At 57.6% G+C, this 16,555-nt stretch carries 11 protein-coding genes; 9 read left to right on the forward strand and 2 right to left on the reverse strand.

The window, feature by feature from the left end:
* Window positions 1-149: 149 nt before the first annotated feature.
* The gene (locus tag OIM11_05240) at window positions 150-1,331 is read right to left on the reverse strand and encodes a glycosyltransferase (protein HJJ00534.1); all 1,182 of its coding nucleotides are present in this window, start codon (window positions 1,329-1,331) and stop codon (window positions 150-152) included.
* Between the two features lie 178 nt (window positions 1,332-1,509).
* Between OIM11_05240 and OIM11_05245 the strand changes: the two genes are divergently transcribed.
* Window positions 1,510-2,973 (forward strand): MATE family efflux transporter, encoded by a 1,464-nt coding sequence (locus OIM11_05245; GenBank protein HJJ00535.1) that lies wholly within the window; start codon window positions 1,510-1,512, stop codon window positions 2,971-2,973.
* A gap of 115 nt (window positions 2,974-3,088) precedes the next feature.
* Here OIM11_05245 and nifJ read toward each other — a convergent pair whose 3' ends face one another.
* Window positions 3,089-6,631 (reverse strand): pyruvate:ferredoxin (flavodoxin) oxidoreductase, encoded by a 3,543-nt coding sequence (gene nifJ / locus OIM11_05250; GenBank protein HJJ00536.1) that lies wholly within the window; start codon window positions 6,629-6,631, stop codon window positions 3,089-3,091.
* Window positions 6,632-6,916: 285 nt separating this feature from the next.
* Here nifJ and OIM11_05255 point away from each other — a divergent pair, with 285 nt between their 5' ends.
* The 8 genes from OIM11_05255 (at window position 6,917) to OIM11_05290 (ending at window position 16,554) form a co-directional block, all read left to right on the forward strand.
* Entirely contained in the window at window positions 6,917-8,608 is a 1,692-nt protein-coding gene (locus OIM11_05255) for an ATP-binding cassette domain-containing protein (GenBank protein HJJ00537.1), read from the forward strand.
* Between the two features lie 245 nt (window positions 8,609-8,853).
* On the forward strand, window positions 8,854-10,113 hold the full coding sequence (locus OIM11_05260) for a polysaccharide deacetylase family protein (GenBank protein HJJ00538.1): 1,260 nt from the start codon (window positions 8,854-8,856) through the stop codon (window positions 10,111-10,113).
* Window positions 10,114-10,216: 103 nt separating this feature from the next.
* The gene (locus OIM11_05265; protein ID HJJ00539.1) at window positions 10,217-10,588 is read left to right on the forward strand and encodes a NifB/NifX family molybdenum-iron cluster-binding protein; all 372 of its coding nucleotides are present in this window, start codon (window positions 10,217-10,219) and stop codon (window positions 10,586-10,588) included.
* Window positions 10,589-10,623: 35 nt separating this feature from the next.
* Window positions 10,624-10,815: a hypothetical protein gene (locus OIM11_05270; protein HJJ00540.1), complete on the forward strand. Its 192-nt coding sequence runs from the start codon at window positions 10,624-10,626 to the stop codon at window positions 10,813-10,815.
* 62 nt (window positions 10,816-10,877) lie between these two features.
* Window positions 10,878-11,867: an XdhC family protein gene (locus OIM11_05275; protein HJJ00541.1), complete on the forward strand. Its 990-nt coding sequence runs from the start codon at window positions 10,878-10,880 to the stop codon at window positions 11,865-11,867.
* A gap of 267 nt (window positions 11,868-12,134) precedes the next feature.
* The gene (locus tag OIM11_05280; protein HJJ00542.1) at window positions 12,135-13,718 is read left to right on the forward strand and encodes an MBOAT family protein; all 1,584 of its coding nucleotides are present in this window, start codon (window positions 12,135-12,137) and stop codon (window positions 13,716-13,718) included.
* Window positions 13,705-15,066 carry a hypothetical protein gene (locus OIM11_05285; GenBank protein ID HJJ00543.1) on the forward strand — a complete coding sequence of 454 codons (1,362 nt, stop codon included), beginning with the start codon at window positions 13,705-13,707 and terminating at the stop codon, window positions 15,064-15,066. The genes OIM11_05280 and OIM11_05285 overlap by 14 nt, the downstream gene beginning before the upstream one ends.
* Before the next feature lie 66 nt (window positions 15,067-15,132).
* Window positions 15,133-16,554 carry an amidophosphoribosyltransferase gene (locus tag OIM11_05290; protein HJJ00544.1) on the forward strand — a complete coding sequence of 474 codons (1,422 nt, stop codon included), beginning with the start codon at window positions 15,133-15,135 and terminating at the stop codon, window positions 16,552-16,554.
* The last annotated feature ends 1 nt before the right edge of the window (window position 16,555 follow it).

A 16,555-nucleotide genomic window follows, 5' to 3' on the forward strand; every position in this document is an offset into this window, starting at 1 on the left:
CTTCCCGACAGCCTGCTTCGTGGGGGGGCGTCGGGCAGGCCACTCGCCTCGATGGTCGCTCCCCGACGGCCCACTTCGTGGTCCTTTCGGCTCGCTCCCTTATACCTCGGCTCGACGGCCTGTCCGACGCTAGGTTACTTGCTATTCTTTTAGTTAGTAGATGCTTCGTAGAGCGCGATGAGTGCGCCGATGGAGACGTCCTGCGAGTACTTCTCGCGCGCGTAGACGGCGACCTCTTCGCGGTCGAAGTCGATGTCGCCATCGAGCACGAGTTGCACCTCACGCGCCAGGTCCTCGGGGTTTTCGCTTTGGAACAACAACCCGACTTCCGGCGTGATGATGTCGAGGGGGCCGCCCTCGTTGCTCGCGATGACAGGCGCTCCACAAGCAAGCGCTTCGATGGCGACGAGCCCGAACGCCTCGTTGCGTGAGGTGAGCAACGATACCGTGGCGCAGCTGTACAGGCGGCGCAGTACCTCGTGCGGCTGGTTGTGCAAGAAGTAGACGTGCTTGAGTCCGAGCTGGGTGGCAAGCGCGGTCATCTCGTCGAAGAGTTCGCCATCGCCGGCAAGTAGGGTTGCGACACCATCTCGCTCGTATAGTGCGGCTGCATTGAGCAGTATGTCGATGCCCTTGAAGTACGTGAACTTGCCCGCAAACGATACGATGCTGTCGTAGTCGCCTTCGATGCCGAAGTGGTCGAGCACTTCGTGCACGCTGCAGGCCTCCGGATAGAACATTGTGGGGTCGTAGCCGTTCTGGATGAGATGAACCTTCTCGGAGTCGCCGAAGAGTTTCTCTACGAGCGCGGCGCTGTCCTTCGAGATGGCGATAACGGCACTGGCGGTGTCAAACGCCTTCTTCGCCTGTTCGCGAAAGCGTTCTGACTTTTCGAAACCGATCAGGTCTGTGCCATGGGCGGTGATCACGAGCGGTATGCCGTAATCGGCTGCATAGCTTGCCTGGACCCAAATATGGCCGCAATGGATGACGTCGGGATCGAAAGCGGCAATCTCGTCTTCGATGGCAGCACGAAATGCACCCTCATAGGCGGCCATCTGCGCGTCATCGAGCTCGTAGAAGGTCGTGACGCTTCGCGGATGGGTGGTGAAGCACGGAAAGTCGAAGTCCAGTGCCTCGTCGACGCAGGAATCGAAGTAGACGGGATGCAGGCGCACGCCGCCCGTCTCGAGCTCGGCAAGCTCCTCGTTCTCGGGCATGATGATGCAGACCTCGTGACCCTTGCGAACGAGCGCGCGGGCGATATTGATCGTGTAGACGCCGCTGCCCGAGCCCTGGAGCGGAAAATGGTTCATGAGTAAGATGCGCATGCCGTAATCCTCTCTTCGCATAGCCAACGTCTAATTATACGTTTTTATTGCATGTGATGGACCTGACATGGGCTTACCAATGCATGCAAGGCGTGCTATCCTCTCTGCGGCAAAATGATGACAGAAGCATTCGAATACGGTTTTATCTCATATGAACGAACACAAAGCAGAAACTCCTATGCCCGATCAGAAAAAACTCGAGAAGCGCGAGGAAAAGGGGGAAGACAAGGTCACCCGTATGGGCACGGCGCCCATTGGCAAGCTCATGCTCGAGTTCTCCATTCCCGCCGTCGCAGCCGTCGTCCTCAATTCGCTCTACAACGTCATCGACTCGATCTTCCTCGGGCAGGCCATGGGCGAAATCGGCCTTGCCGCAACGCAGGTCGCGTTTCCCATCATGACCATCGTCAACGCGTTTGCGATTCTCGCGGGTAACGGCGGAAATTCGCTCGCGGCCATCTTGCTCGGCGAGGGACGCAAGGATGATGCCGAGCGCGCGCTTGGAAATTCCGTGACGGTCATGATCATCGTGTCCATTGCCGCGGCCATCTACGCGACGTTCTGGATCGACCCGCTCCTCATCCTCGTGGGCGCAACCGATGTGACGCTTCCGTATGCGCGCACCTTCATCCAGATCATCATCTACGGCATGATGATCTGTAACATCAGTTTTGGCGTCAACAACTTCATCCGCACGGCAGGTGCCCCCAACCTGGCATTATGGACGACGGTCGTGGGAACGGTCGTCTGCATCGCTCTCAACTACGTATTCGTCCTCATGTTCGGTTGGGGCGTGGCGGGATCGGCGAGTGCGACCATCATCGGTCAAGCCGTCACGGCAATCATAGTGCTGTGGTACTTTGTCTCACCGCGTTCATCGGCCCCTTTCAAGCTTCGCTTGCGCAATCTCGCAATCGACCCCAAAATCTGCAAGCGCCTCATCGAGCTTGGCCTGGCTCCCTTCGGCTTGCAGGCGGCAATGGCCGTGACGCAGGTCATCAGCAACATGTTGCTCGCCTCGCTCGGCGCGGCTGACCCGATCGGCGTCGATGGCGCACTCGCGAGTATTGGCGTCGTCTCAAAGATCACGGGCGTCGTCTTCTTCCCGGCCCTTGGCATCGCGATTGCGGCACAACCCATACTCGGCTTCAACACGGGTGCGCGCAAGTACCGGCGCGTGCTCAGGACGCTCTACGTCGCCTTGGGGGCGGCAACGGCGATTCTGACGGCGTTCTTCGTGCTCATTCACGTATTTCCCGAGCAGATTATCTCCGTGTTCGGCATCGAACCTTCGCTCATGAGCTTTGCGGTGTGGGCGCTCATCGTCCAGACGGCGCTCATTCCGCTCATTTCCGTCCAAGTTATCAGTTCGAACTATTTTCAGGCTACCGGCCAGCCGCTTAAGTCGGCGTTTCTTTCGCTCACACGTCAACTCATCTTTTTGCTCCCCGCGTTTCTCATTACCCCAACGCTTATTCCAAGTCTCTTTCCGGGGATGACACCGCTCATGGGCTACTGCTTTGCATTCCCGGTTGCCGACGGTCTCTCGGTCCTGCTTTCGGCCGTTCTCATCATCGCCGAGGTTCGCAAGCAACATCGTCGTATTGCGGATGTTGAGGCAAAGGGCGCGGTGACACAATAACGTGCAGTTACAGTAATGGCAGGATGATAGGGGAGGGGATGACGGGGGACAGCAAAGAAAAGGGAGCTCCGACATTTGCCGGAGCTCCCTTTCGCGCAAGGTGACAAGCGAGAGATCACTCTCCGTTGTACATTTCCTTGAGCTTGAGCAGATGAGCATGACGCGCCATGGCGTCTTGCTCGTTCTTCTCGAAGAGCTCGGTTGCGCGCTCGGGGAACTCGCGCGTCAGACGGCTGTAGCGTGCCTCGTTCATGAGGAACTCCTGGTATCCACCGGCCGGCTCCTTGGAGTCGAGGGTGAACTTCTTGCCAGGCTCGGCAGCCGGGTTATAGCGGAAGAGATTCCAGTAACCGCAATCAACGGCTTTCTTCATCTCGGTATCGCAGCAGGCCATGCCGCCCTTGATGGAGTGCATCTCGCAGGGGCTGTAACCGATAATGAGAGAGGGGCCGTCATAGGCCTCGGCCTCGTTGATGGCCTTGAGCGTCTGGGCCGGGTTGGCGCCAATGGCAACCTGTGCGACGTATACGTAACCGTAGGTCATGGCAATCTCGGACAGGCTCTTCTTCTTGATGTCCTTGCCCGCGGCTGCGAACTGAGCGACCTGACCGAGGCGAGACGCCTTGGAGGACTGACCGCCCGTGTTCGAGTAGACCTCGGTATCGAAGACGAAGATGTTCACGTTCTCCTTGCTGGCGATAACATGATCGAGACCACCGTAGCCGATGTCGTACGCCCAACCATCGCCACCGAGGATCCAGAAGCTCTTCTTGGTAAAGAAGCTCTTGTCCTCGAGCAGTGACTTGGCGAGATCGGACCCATCGGCCTCGAGCGCGGTAACGAGGGCTGCGGCCGTCTCCTTACTGGCCTGTGCATCATTGCGCGCCTCAAGCCAGTTCTTCGCGGCGAGCTTGACGGCATCATCTGCATCGTTCGAGTCGATAAGAGCCTGCGCCTTGACGGCAGCACGCTCCTGCTCGGCCATGTAGCCGAGATACATGCCCAGACCATGCTCGGCGTTGTCCTCGAACAGAGAGTTGTTCCATGCGGGACCATGTCCATCGCGGTTGACCGTGTATGGCGCAATGCCACCAGGATTGCCCCAGATCGAGGAGCAGCCGGTTGCGTTCGAGATATAGAGACGATCGCCGAAGAGCTGGGTGAGCAGGCGCGCGTACTGCGTTTCTGCGCAACCAGCGCAGGCACCGGAGAACTCGAGCAGCGGTTGCTTGAACTGGCTGGCTTTGACGTTGGTCGTACCGGCAAGCTCGGGCTTCTCGGTAATGTTGGCAACGCAGTAGTCGAAGACCTCCTGTTGAGGAAGCTCGTCCTTGATGGGCATCATCGTGAGCGCATCACGCGGACAGGCGGTTACGCAGACGCTGCAGCCCATGCAATCGAGCGGACTGATAGCCAACGTGTACTTGAGACCAGCTTCCTTGGCCTCCTTGCCGTTGGCATCGAGCAGCTGCATGTTGGCGGGAGCAGCCGCGACCTCGGCGGCGTCGAGCGCGAAGGGCCTGATGGCAGCGTGTGGGCAGACATAGGAGCAGTTGTTGCACTGAATGCAAATCTCCGAGTCCCAGCGTGGAACCGTGACGGCAACGCCACGCTTTTCGTAGGCCGAAACGCCCAGCTCGAACTGGCCATCCGCATGGTCTACGAAGGCTGAAACCGGGATGTCGTAGCCGTTCATCGTGTTGATGGGCTGCATAATCTCTTTGACCTGCTTGACGAGGGCCGCGGGGCCCTCGATCTGCTCCTCGACGGGGTCGCTTGAGGCGCTCTTCCAACTGTCGGGGATATCGACCATCGTGAAAGCGGTGGCACCGGCGTCGATCGCCTTGTGGTTCATCTCAACGACATTTTGGCCCTTCTTGAGGTAGGACTTGGTCGCCGCGTCTTTCATGTATTCGATTGCCTCGGCCTGCGGAAGCACGTTGGCGAGTGCGAAGAAGGCGGACTGCAGGGTAGTGTTGGTGCGCTTGCCCATACCGACACTTGCCGCAAGATCGATGGCATCGATCATGTAAAGCTTGATGTTGTTGTCGGCGATGTAGCGCTTGTCTTTGCTGGAGAGGTGGTTCTCGAGCTCCTCGAAATCCCACTGGGAATTGATGAGCAGCGTACCACCCGGCTTGACGCCGGCGACGATGGGGAAGCCCTTGGTGATGTATGCGGGCACATGGCAGGCGACGAAGTCGGCCTTCGTGATGTAGTAGGGCGAGCGGATGGGGGAATCGCCAAAGCGCAGATGGCTGATGGTCACGCCGCCCGTCTTCTTGGAGTCGTACTGGAAGTACGCTTGGATGTACTTGTTGGTGTGATCGCCGATGATCTTGATGGAGTTCTTGTTCGCACCAACCGTACCGTCGCCACCCAGACCCCAGAACTTGCACTCGATGGTGCCCGGTGCCGCCGTATTGGGGCTATCCGGATTCTCGGGAAGGGAGAGATGGGTGACATCATCGTTGATGCCGACGGTGAACTCACGGGCGGGATTGTCCTTTTCGAGCTCCTTGTAGATGGCGAAGGCACTCGAAGGCGGCGTGTCCTTGCTACCGAGACCGTAGCGGCCGCCGACGACGGTGATGCCGGTACGGCCTGCCTCGAAGAGCGCGGAAACGACATCCTGGTACAGGGGCTCGCCGATGGAGCCCGGCTCCTTGGTGCGATCCATGACGGCAATCTTCTTGACCGTGCTGGGCAGAACGTTGACGAAGTGATCGATGGAGAAGGGACGATAGAGCCGAACCTTGATGAGGCCAACCTTCTCGCCATGCGCGTTGAGGTAATCAACGACCTCCTCGACGACATCGCAGAAGGAACCCATGGAGATGATGACACGGTCTGCGTCAGGTGCACCGTAGTAGTTGAACAGGCCGTAATCCGTACCGAGCTTCTCGTTGATCTTGTTCATGTACTCCTCGACGATGGCGGGAAGCTCGTCGTAGGCGGCGTTGCAAGACTCGCGATGCTGGAAGAAGACGTCGTCGTTCTCATGCGAGCCACGCGTGTGGGGGTGCTCGGGGTTGAGGCAGTGGTCGCGGAACGCCTTGACCGCGTCCATGTCGACCATGTCTGCGAGGTCCGCGTAATCCCACTGGGCGACCTTCTGAACCTCGTGGGAGGTGCGGAAGCCATCGAAGAAGTTGAGGAAAGGCATGTGACCCTTGATGGCGGCAAGATGCGCCACCGGCGCAAGGTCCATGATCTCCTGGACGTTGCTCTCGGCGAGCATGGCGAAGCCCGTCTGACGACAGCTCATGACATCGGAGTGATCGCCGAAGATGTTGAGCGCATGGGTCGAAAGCGTGCGTGCGCTTACATGAAAGACACCCGGTAGCTGCTCGCCGGCAATCTTGTACATATTGGGAATCATGAGGAGCAGACCCTGGGATGCCGTGTAGGTGGTGGTGAGGGCACCCGTACCGAGCGAGCCATGCACCGCACCTGCGGCACCTCCCTCAGACTCCATCTCGATGACCTTGACCTCTGTTCCGAAGATATTCTTGGTACCATGTGCGGACCATTGATCGACGAGGTCTGCCATGGGGCTTGACGGGGTGATGGGGTAGATGGCTGCGACTTCCGTAAACGCATAGGACACGTAGGCGGCGGCAGTGTTGCCATCCATCGACTTGAATGTTCTCTCCATGTCTTCCTCTCTCCTTGGGTCATCTTAGTTATGTGCAATTCACATAAAGCAATAGCATAGCGTATTGGGAACACGGAGATTGTGTGACGAGCTATAAACCGGTGCGCGTAGGTTCAGAGTCGGCGAATTTATCAACGTGGCACATCCGCATATTTCATCTACCGAACGGGGAAGTTAAGGCAAAAGACGCTATCGCAAAAAAGCTTTATGCGTATAATTTTTTGGGCTGAAATGCCGCCAAGCATTTTCAGTTAGCAAGACCGTGAACGTTGCGGGGGTGTGAAGATGGCGCATATCCAGATCGATCATTTGACTTTCACTTATCCTCATTCTTCCAAACCGGCTCTCGATGATGTGTCTCTTGATTTAAAGCCCGGTTCTCTTCTCATGCTGGGAGGAAAGAGCGGGTCGGGAAAGAGCACGCTGCTCTCGCATCTTACGAGCGCGACAGCTCCCGCGGGGCAGCGGTCGGGTTCAATTTTGATTGATGGGATTCCGCTCGAGGGCATGACGACGTTTTCCCAGATGAGCAACATCGCCTTTGTTCCCCAGCATTCCGATTTGCGCGGTGTCACCGGAAAGGTCATTGACGAGCTTGCGCGTGGCCTCGTTCGCATTAACTGCGAGCAGTCGACCATGCGTTCACGTATCGCTGAGGCCACGGCATACTTTGGCATCGAAAGCTGGCTCGATCGAAACGTCGAGGAGCTTTCCGATGGCCAGAGGAGACTCGTCAGCCTTGCATCTGCCATGGTGGTGAGCCCGCGTGTCCTTATCCTTGACGACCCTATTTCCCAGCTCGATCCGACTTCCGTGGCAAACTTCCTCTCCATACTCTATGACCTCTATAAGGAGCTCAAGGTCACTGTCATCATGAGCACGAGTGTCTTTGGTGAGATTTACGCGGTCGCCGATGAGATCGTTGTTCTGGATGCTGGCAAGATTGCCTACGAAGGCACACCGAGCGACATCGCCTGTTCCCTTTACCGGGGAAACGACCAGTTCGTCTATGCGCTTCCCTCGTCCATACGCATCTATCATGGGGTGCATCCTCAATCCTCGCCAGACGCGCTTCCCCTGACGGTAGGTGCGGCACATAACTGGATGAAAGCCGAGCTCGAGACAAAGGGGGCTACCGCGCGACACCTGCCCGACAAACGCATGGGAGGCTTTTCCGAGCAGCCTGTCATCAAGTTCGAGAACGTCTCTTTTTGCTACGGCGGGGAACACGAGGTGCTTAAGGACGTTTCGCTATCCGTGACCAAGGGCAGCGTCCATGCCATCGTCGGAACGAACGGAGCGGGCAAGTCGACCATGCTCAGGATGGTTGCCGGCCTCGTCCCCTGCGATCGAGGCACGGTGATGATACACGACAGCAGAAGGGGCAGGTGGGCCAAGGCGAACCAGTCCACCTACGAGGTTGCACTCTTGCCCCAGGACCTTGACGGGTTTTTCACGAGGGAAACCGTGCGAGCCGAGCTCGAGAGCATGGTGGCGGATAGGCATTTCTCGCAGGACGAAGTCGATCGATACGTGGAGGACTTCTCGAAGACCATTGGGGTCTTCTCCTACCTGGATGCCAATCCCCGCAGTCTCTCACTCGGAGAACGCCAGCTTGCCGCCATTGCCAAGGTCATGATGCAGGAAACCCCCATACTCCTGCTCGATGAGCCTACGGAGGGCGTCGATCCCTTTACCCATCGCAAGGTCGGCAAGCTTCTGCACGAGCTTGCCAAACGCGGCGTCGCCATTCTCATCGCTTCTCAGGACCTTAGGTTCTGTGCCGAGTACGCCACCGGGGTTTCGCTCCTTTTCGCGGGCGATGTCGCCACGACCGAGACGCCGCAGGCGTTCTTCTCATCGAATGTTTTGTACACGACGCAGGCGAGCCGTATCAGCAGGGGCGTTTATTCCAATTGCGTGACCGACGACGAGGTCATCGTCCTGTGTCTGGAAAATGGTTGGCAGAAATCCTAAAGCGGCATTATCGGAGGTTAGACGTGCAAAACAACGGGACGAGAGGGTCTTCGTCAGATAACGTAAATCACTACTCGCGCGATCGCTACAGGGCCCGCTCATATGATGATGCGCCAGAAGCGAGCCAACATCGAACGTCCCGTCCGCGTGTGACTCGTCAGGAGAGCCCGCATCCTGCCAATTCCCGGCGATCTCAGCAAGGGACCACTTCATCGCGTCGCCCCGTTCACCAGGATGCGCCCTACATGCAGGTGCAATCGCATCGGCGCAATACCTATGCAAGCGGAGCGGCATCGTATTCGCTTTCAACCGGCAATGCCGCTGCCTTTCAAAAGCATGGTAGCAAGCGCTTTATCGTGATTATCGCGCTTGTGCTCATCGCCATTGCCGTTGCTGTCTGGTTTGTCTTCTTCCCGCCCATGTACGATGTGAACGTGAATGGCAAGACCGTGAGCGTTCCGGCAAACGCGACTCTCCAGAAGATTGTCGATGACGGGCATGCCGCGCCTGTCGCAGGAGACCTTCTCGCCGTTGATGGCAGCATCGCCAAGGCGGGGGAGGGAAATCTCCTCTCGGCTACGATCAACGGCGAGGCGACGAGCGATCCGCAGGCGCGCGTCTCGAAGGACGACGTTATCGTCATAGAAAACGGAGACGACGTGACCGAGGAATACGAGGAGACAACGACGCGCCTGCCCTATGAGGCATCCACGATGACGGCGACGCCGGATTCGTACTATCGCGGTTCCGTGCATTTGTATTCGGCGGGTGTCGATGGCGTTCAGGCGGTGCGCACGGGCAAGGTTTCGGGCAAGACGGTGACGAGCGTCGTCGAGCAACCAGTCAACTCGGGATTCACGGCGTATTCGCCCGATACCAAGGGCGAAAAGGTCATTGCACTGACCTTTGACGATGGTCCGTGGCCTGAAAGCTCGCGCGAGATACTCGACATCCTTAACGACAACGATGCCCATGCCACCTTTTTCGTCATCGGAAACCAATGCAAGGACAATGCGACGGTGCTCAAGCAAATCGCCGATGCGGGCAATCAGATCGCGACGCATTCCTACGATCATGCGGATGGCTCGGGCCAGGGCGTTAACATGACGCTCATGTCAACGGACGAGCAAATCGCCGAGGTGACTAAGGGCTTCAAGGCCATCGAAGACGTGCTTGGCTACCAGGTAAGCCACGTGATGCGCGCCCCGGGCGGCAATTACTACGGGCCGATGGTCGAAACGCTCGCCTCGCATGTCACGGCCGAATTCGGCTGGGATGTCGACACGCTCGACTGGAGTCGTCCCGGCGTCGATGCGATCGTGCAACGCATACTCTCGGTACAGCCGGGGCAGATCGTGCTCATGCACGATGGGGGAGGCGACCGCAGCCAGACTGTCGAGGCTCTTCGCATCGCGCTTCCGCAGCTCAAGGAGCAGGGTTATCGCTTCGTAACCGTCGATGAGATGCTCGAATACGGCGTTGCGGGTGGTGCAAGCGAGGGCTAACGGCGCGCCGCACATGCATATGCAACTGAACTGTTGATTTACGCGACGCATCTCAATCTATACTTGTGAGCGAACATACACACGTCGATCAGGAGCACATACTATGAGCACGATCAAGCTTGCAGTTCCGACCATGGGCCAGGCTGGCCTTGATTCCGAGCGTAGCGGCCACTTTGGCAAATGCGATTGCTTTACCCTCATCACCATCGAGAACGGTCAGATTGCCTCGGTTGCAAACATCGACAATCCGCCTCATGAGGAAGGCGGTTGCATGCGTCCGGTCATGCTGCTTTCCGATGCAGGGGCCGATGCGATTGTCGCAGCCGGCATGGGCATGCGTCCGTTCATGGGCTTTACCGAGGCGGGAATCGACGTTTACTTCGAGAACGAGACGCCCAAGGTGGGCGATGTTGCCGAGCTCATCGCGCAGGGCAAGGTCGAGAAGATGACGGCTGACAACACCTGCCATCACTAGATCTCGAGCGGGGCGCACAGGGGAAGGATAGCCGCATGGAGCGCACGGGCATTGTCTGCGGTGGCGAACACGATGGCGAATCCATCTCCTGCGAGCCCTTTGGTTACACCCCCGACACCATGAAGATCTGGTGGCTTCCCGAGACCAAGGAGAAGTTTAGCTGCGAGGATGGCTGCTTCTATCCCTATGACGGTCCCGTGATTCACGGGACGGGCTATACCTTCTAGGACTCGATACTATCTCTCTAAAAGTATAATATATCCATTGTGATTCTACTTAGGGAGGTAGCATGAACAAGAAAGTCATTCTTGCAGCGATCGAGGCATTGGAGTTCGGGGAGACGCCAGTCTTCACCACGGAGGATGTTCCTGCATTCAGCGAAGATGCCACGCGTGGTAATGCGCATATGTCGCCTGCATCTCTCGATACCATCATGGCCTCGTTGACGAAAGCCGATATCCCCACGCTCGAGCGCGCCGTGCGTGCCATTGACGATGAGGAACTCGCCTGGCTCGGCTTCAAGGTCGTCTATGATCCGGCGTTGGCCGTGAACAACGTCGACAACGCCGTCACCAGGAAGTACGGCGATGTTGGTTCGGCCGATGGCGATCCGCTCCTTTTCTTTTGCAACGACGCCAAGGAGATCGTCTGCTCGCGCCCTGTTTCCGACCGTGACGTCTTCCAGATGAAGGACGTTACGCGTGGTCCCTCCATGCATAACGAGCAGTTCGAGGGATTGACCTGGGCAAGCGTCGCGCTCTTCGAGCCCGTGCGCGTGTGGTTGCTCGGTGCCTCCGACGTTGCCGTCGAGCTCGCAAAACTCGCCACGCACGTCGGCTTCGAGGTGACGGTCGTCGACAACGATGTGGCCTATCTCAACGAGCGCCGTTTTCCCGACGTCGAGCGCATCTTGCTGTCAACGGAGGACTTCTCGGCCCTCGGCGAGCTTACCGCAAGTCCGGCCGATTACGTGTGCGTGCTGACGCGCGGTCATATGTACGACCCTGAGTGCTGCGTCTGGGCCGAGCGCTGCAACGCCCACTACGTGGGCATGATGGGGTGCGCCGGCAAGAATGGCACCGTGTACGAGATCGTCAAGGCATCTGGTCTCACCGATGCGCAGTGGGAACATGTCAAGCGTCCCATCGGGCTCAAGTTCGGCGCCAAGACACCGGCCGAACTCGCTATCGCCATCGTTGCCGAGCTCATCGACGTGCGTTACATCCAGCGTTATGACGCCGAGGCCCGCGAACGCCATGAACGCGGCCTGGGCCGTTAGGACGGCATGAACTGGGACATGAACTGGGACAAATGGACAGGTCATTTGTCCCAGTTCCATACGTCGTATCCACGTTCGCGCGTTTTCCACTACAATGGTGCGGTTTTGTATTCGTCACTTGCGGAGTGAGCATTATGCAGGCGAGCTGATGAGCTGAGGTCTAAGGGAGCAAGCCGTAAAGACCGCGAAGCGGGCTGTCGGGAAGCGACCATCGAAGCGAAGCAGCTTGCCTGCATGGATTCTTGACCGCATGCGTATGGAGACGCGTTGACCCAGCTCTACTCGTTACAATTCGTGAGCTTCTTGCTGCTCATGATCGTCGTCTACTTCATGGTCGGACGAACGCGTCATCGCGGCTCGCAATGGATCGTTCTGCTCGTGGGCAGTCTCGGCTTCTACCTCTTCTCCGGTTGGGAGAACCTCGCATTCATCGGCGTTACCGCGATTTCGGTCTGGCTCGTTGGTTTGCGTTTCGACAAGCTCGACCAGCTCGAGAAAGAACTCAAGAAGGAAGCGCCCGATCGTGCGGCAAAGAAGGCGATCAAGCAGAGCATCAAGCATCGCAAGTGGGTGTTCCTGCTTCTCGTCATGCTGCTCAACTTCGGCATCCTGAGCTACATCAAGTATTGGAATGTCATACTCGGCATGTTCGGGGCCGCCGACGGTTTCCTTGCATCCCATTTGCTCTTGCCGCTTGGCATCTCCTTCTACACCTTCCAATCCATCGGCTACATCATCGACTGTTACTTCGGGAAGTATCCGTCCGAGCGTAACTTTGCGCGTTTCCTGCTCTTCGTCTCGTATTTTCCCCAGCTCATTCAAGGTCCCATTAATCGCTTCGATGCGCTGGCAACGCAGCTCTACGAGCCTCATCGTTTTGACATCTACAATGTGCGCAGGGCGCTTTTGCTCATTGGATACGGCATTTTCAAGAAGTATGCGATTGCCGACGTGCTCGTTGGGAGCGTGTCGAGCGCGCTGGACTCAATCGATGCTTCCACGCCGGGAAGCATCATCGTCTATGGCATCTTCTTGTATGCGATTTACCAATACGCGGACTTCTCGGGTGGCATCGATATGGTGCGCGGTGTTTCGCAGCTCTTCGGCATCAAAATGGCCGAGAACTTCCGTCAACCCTATTTCTCGATTTCCATCGCCGATTTCTGGCATCGCTGGCACATCACGCTCGGTGCCTGGATGCGCGACTATGTCTTCTATCCGATGGCCCTGCGTCCGTCCATGAAGGCGCTCACCGCATGGGCAACGGCACACATCAGCAAACATGTAGGTCGCACCATTGCCGGCTGCCTTGCCAACATCGTCGTGTTCTTCCTCGTGGGCCTTTGGCACGGTGCCGAGATGCACTACATCTTCTGGGGTCTCTATAACGGTCTGCTCATCGCCTCCGCCGACTTGGCACGGCCGTTGTTCACCTGGCTTATTGAAAAGCTCAAGATCAACGTCGAATCAGCGCCGTATCACGTGTTCAGGATCGTACGCACCTTCATTCTCGTATGCGTCGGGTATTACTTCGATCGCCTCATGCATGCAGACGATTTGCCCATCGCGTTCTACAACACGCTCTTCAATTTCCAGCCTGCCAACTTCGTGCCCTATCTTCAACTGCATCCAACGGCAAACTTCACGCTCTGCATCTTGCTTGCCGCCGTGTCGTGCCTCATTCTGTTTGCCGTCAGCGTCATGTCCGAGCGCGGCATTGACGTGAAGGGGCGCATCTTGGCGGCACCACTCATCGTGCGCTTCCTCGTCTACGCCGTCTTCGTCGCACTCATCCTCTTCTCCTTCACGCTCGTACAGTCGTCTGGAGGTTTCATGTATGCAAACTTCTAGACTCAAGAAGGTCCTCTCCGCACTTCTCGTTGCCGCACTCGTGGTTGGTCTGTTCGGCATTGCCAACTTTGCGCTCGAGCTCAAGGGAACGAAGAGCAACATGGTCTGGACCAATTTTGCCCAGACCGAAGAGCTTGACACGATCTACATCGGCACTTCTGTCGCCGCTTCTTCCTTCAACCCCAATCTCATAGATGAGGAATACGGGTCGTCGTCTGCCAACATGGCCTCACCGCTTCAAAAGCTCGACGAGACATACCTTGGCATCCAGAGTGCATACGAGCGCTTCGGTATCAAGCGTGTCGTGATGACGCTTGACTTCACGACGCTGCAACTCAACGAGACGCCGAATCTGGGATCGGCCTACCTTACGCAACGCGGACGCGTCGTCGGCCTCTCGCAGTACCTTTCCTCGGCTGCGTGGCTTATCGCGGAGAAGGGCGCCGCAAGCGCACCGGGGTCAATCAACATGCTCTTTCCCTGGATATCCAATCATCCGGCTTGGAAGGATGGCGTTACGGGAATCAAGCGCAATATCGAGACGAAACTCGATGGCTCGAGTGTTGCGGCGGCAGTCGAAGCGATGGAACCGGGCTGGATCTACTTTGGCAAGGGCTATGGCAACAAGTATGCGCAGCTCGATTACAACAGCAAGGATGTTGCCCTCTTCGGCGAACTCGAGAAGATCGAGACGCTTTCCTTTGACGAGGCCGCCATCGCAGGCGTGCGCGAGATATGCTCCTACTGCGCCGATCATGACATTGAGCTTATCGTCGTCAATGTTCCCATCCCCGTCTTCAACATCCACGGCTACGGGCAGTTCTATGTGGATTCGCAGCAGGCCGTGTCCGACATGCTGGCAGATATGGGCGTTGCCTATTATGACTTCGTCTACGCCAAACCCGACCTGCTCCAGATCACGCCGGAGGACTTCTACGACAACCAGCATCTTAACGCCGTGGGAGCCGACAAGTTCAGCCGCGCCTTCGTCACCTTTATGGAGACGCTTGATGCCGGGGGAGATACGAGCGCGCTCTTCTACACGCCGCAAGAGTATCTCGCGACGATTGACTACATTTCTGCCGTGAAGGTGAGCGCGTCGTCCAAGGGCGACGGCATCGAAATCAAGGCGCATGCCTATGCCGGTGCGAACGTTGACGTGGAATACCAAATGCTTGCCAAGCCTGCCGATGCGGACGAGTGGACACTCGTGCGCGATTATGATGATGCGAGTTCTGCCGTGTTCACGCCCGGCGCAAAGGGGACATACGACGTTCGCGTAAACGTGCGCGTGAAGGGAAGCAATGGTGACTACGACCATTTCAATACGGCTGAAGTCATATACTGAGCGTTTGCACGTGCTATATTGACTCACGAACACGGTTCGTATCCTATTCTACGGAAGGTAGGCATTATGGGTGGATTCTGCGGTGTGGCGTCAAAGCGCGACTGCGTCTTGGACGTCTTCTTTGCGGTCGATTATCATTCGCACCTCGGCACGCGAAGAGCAGGAATGATCTTCCACGACGAGGATGGTTTCCAGCGTCAGATTCACTCAATCGAAAACACCCCGTTTCGCACGCGTTTCGAGGATGACCTTGCCAAGTTCCATGGCAATTGCGGCATCGGCTGCATCAGTGACACCGATCCGCAGCCTTTGCTCGTTCGCTCGCATCTGGGTGTCTTTGCCATCACGACCATCGGCTGCATCAACAATGCCGACGACCTCGTTGACGAGTACTTCTCCAAAGGCGATAGGCAGTTCATGGCGATGAGTTCAGGCAAGGTCAACTCGACCGAGCTCGTCGCGGCGCTCATCAACCAGCGCGAGGACTTTGTCGCGGGCATCAAGTTCGCCCAGGAGGTCGTGGACGGTTCGCTCACCCTCCTTATCATGACCGATGACGAGCATATCATCGCCGCACGTGACAAGATGGGGCGTCTGCCCATCCTCATCGGCAAAAACGCCGATGGCTACTGCGCCTCGTTCGAATCATTTGCCTATGAGAAGCTTGGCTATATCACCGATTACGAACTCGGCCCCGGAGAGATCGTCGACATAAGCTGCGAGGGCTATCGAACGCTTGCGGAGCCAGGCGACAAGATGAAGATCTGCGCCTTCCTGTGGATTTACTACGGGTATCCCAATTCCAAGTACGAGGGCGAGAATGTCGAGGTCGTGCGCAATCGCAATGGCGCCATCATGGCACGTGATGAGAAGGCGCGCGGCATCTTGCCCGATGTCGATTCCGTCGGTGGCGTGCCTGATTCCGGTGTCGCGCATGGTATCGGCTATTCCAACGAATCGGGCTTGCCCTATGCGCGTCCCTTCATCAAGTACACGCCCACCTGGCCACGCTCCTTCATGCCGCAGGACCAGTCCATCCGCAACCGTGTCGCCAAGATGAAGCTCGTTCCCGTTCCGGAGCTCATCGAGGGCAAGAAGCTGCTCTTCGTCGATGACTCCATCGTGCGTGGCACGCAATTGCGCGAAACGGTGAGCTTCCTGTATGACGCTGGCGCAGCCGAAGTGCACATGCGCAGCGCCTGCCCGCCCATCATGTACGGGTGCAAGTACCTTACCTTCTCACGTAACAAGGATGATATGGACCTGCTCGCGCGGCGTGTCGTTCAGCAGCTCGAGGGTGACGAGGGCCAGGAGCATCTCGACGAGTACGCCGATGCCACGACCGAGCGCGGCGCCTGCATGCTCAAGACCATCTGCGAGGAGATGGGCTTCGATTCGCTGAGCTACCAGTCGCTGCCGGGCATGCTCGAGGCCATCGGCATCGACCCGTCCACGGTCTGCACCTATTGCTGGGACGGCAGGGAGTAGG

The sequence above is a fragment of the Coriobacteriaceae bacterium genome (genome assembly GCA_025992705.1).
Lineage (GTDB): Bacteria > Actinomycetota > Coriobacteriia > Coriobacteriales > QAMH01 > QAMH01.

Bases quoted from the DNA above. Each gene is read 5' to 3' on its own strand.
- OIM11_05240 (HJJ00534.1), bottom strand. From the start codon at position 1,331: ATGCGCATCTTACTCATGAACCATTTTCCGCTCCAGGGCTCGGGCAGC.
- OIM11_05245 (HJJ00535.1), top strand. From the start codon at position 1,510: ATGCCCGATCAGAAAAAACTCGAGAAGCGCGAGGAAAAGGGGGAAGAC.
- nifJ (HJJ00536.1), bottom strand. From the start codon at position 6,631: ATGGAGAGAACATTCAAGTCGATGGATGGCAACACTGCCGCCGCCTAC.
- OIM11_05255 (HJJ00537.1), top strand. From the start codon at position 6,917: ATGGCGCATATCCAGATCGATCATTTGACTTTCACTTATCCTCATTCT.
- OIM11_05260 (HJJ00538.1), top strand. From the start codon at position 8,854: ATGCAGGTGCAATCGCATCGGCGCAATACCTATGCAAGCGGAGCGGCA.
- OIM11_05265 (HJJ00539.1), top strand. From the start codon at position 10,217: ATGAGCACGATCAAGCTTGCAGTTCCGACCATGGGCCAGGCTGGCCTT.
- OIM11_05270 (HJJ00540.1), top strand. From the start codon at position 10,624: ATGGAGCGCACGGGCATTGTCTGCGGTGGCGAACACGATGGCGAATCC.
- OIM11_05275 (HJJ00541.1), top strand. From the start codon at position 10,878: ATGAACAAGAAAGTCATTCTTGCAGCGATCGAGGCATTGGAGTTCGGG.
- OIM11_05285 (HJJ00543.1), top strand. From the start codon at position 13,705: ATGCAAACTTCTAGACTCAAGAAGGTCCTCTCCGCACTTCTCGTTGCC.
- OIM11_05290 (HJJ00544.1), top strand. From the start codon at position 15,133: ATGGGTGGATTCTGCGGTGTGGCGTCAAAGCGCGACTGCGTCTTGGAC.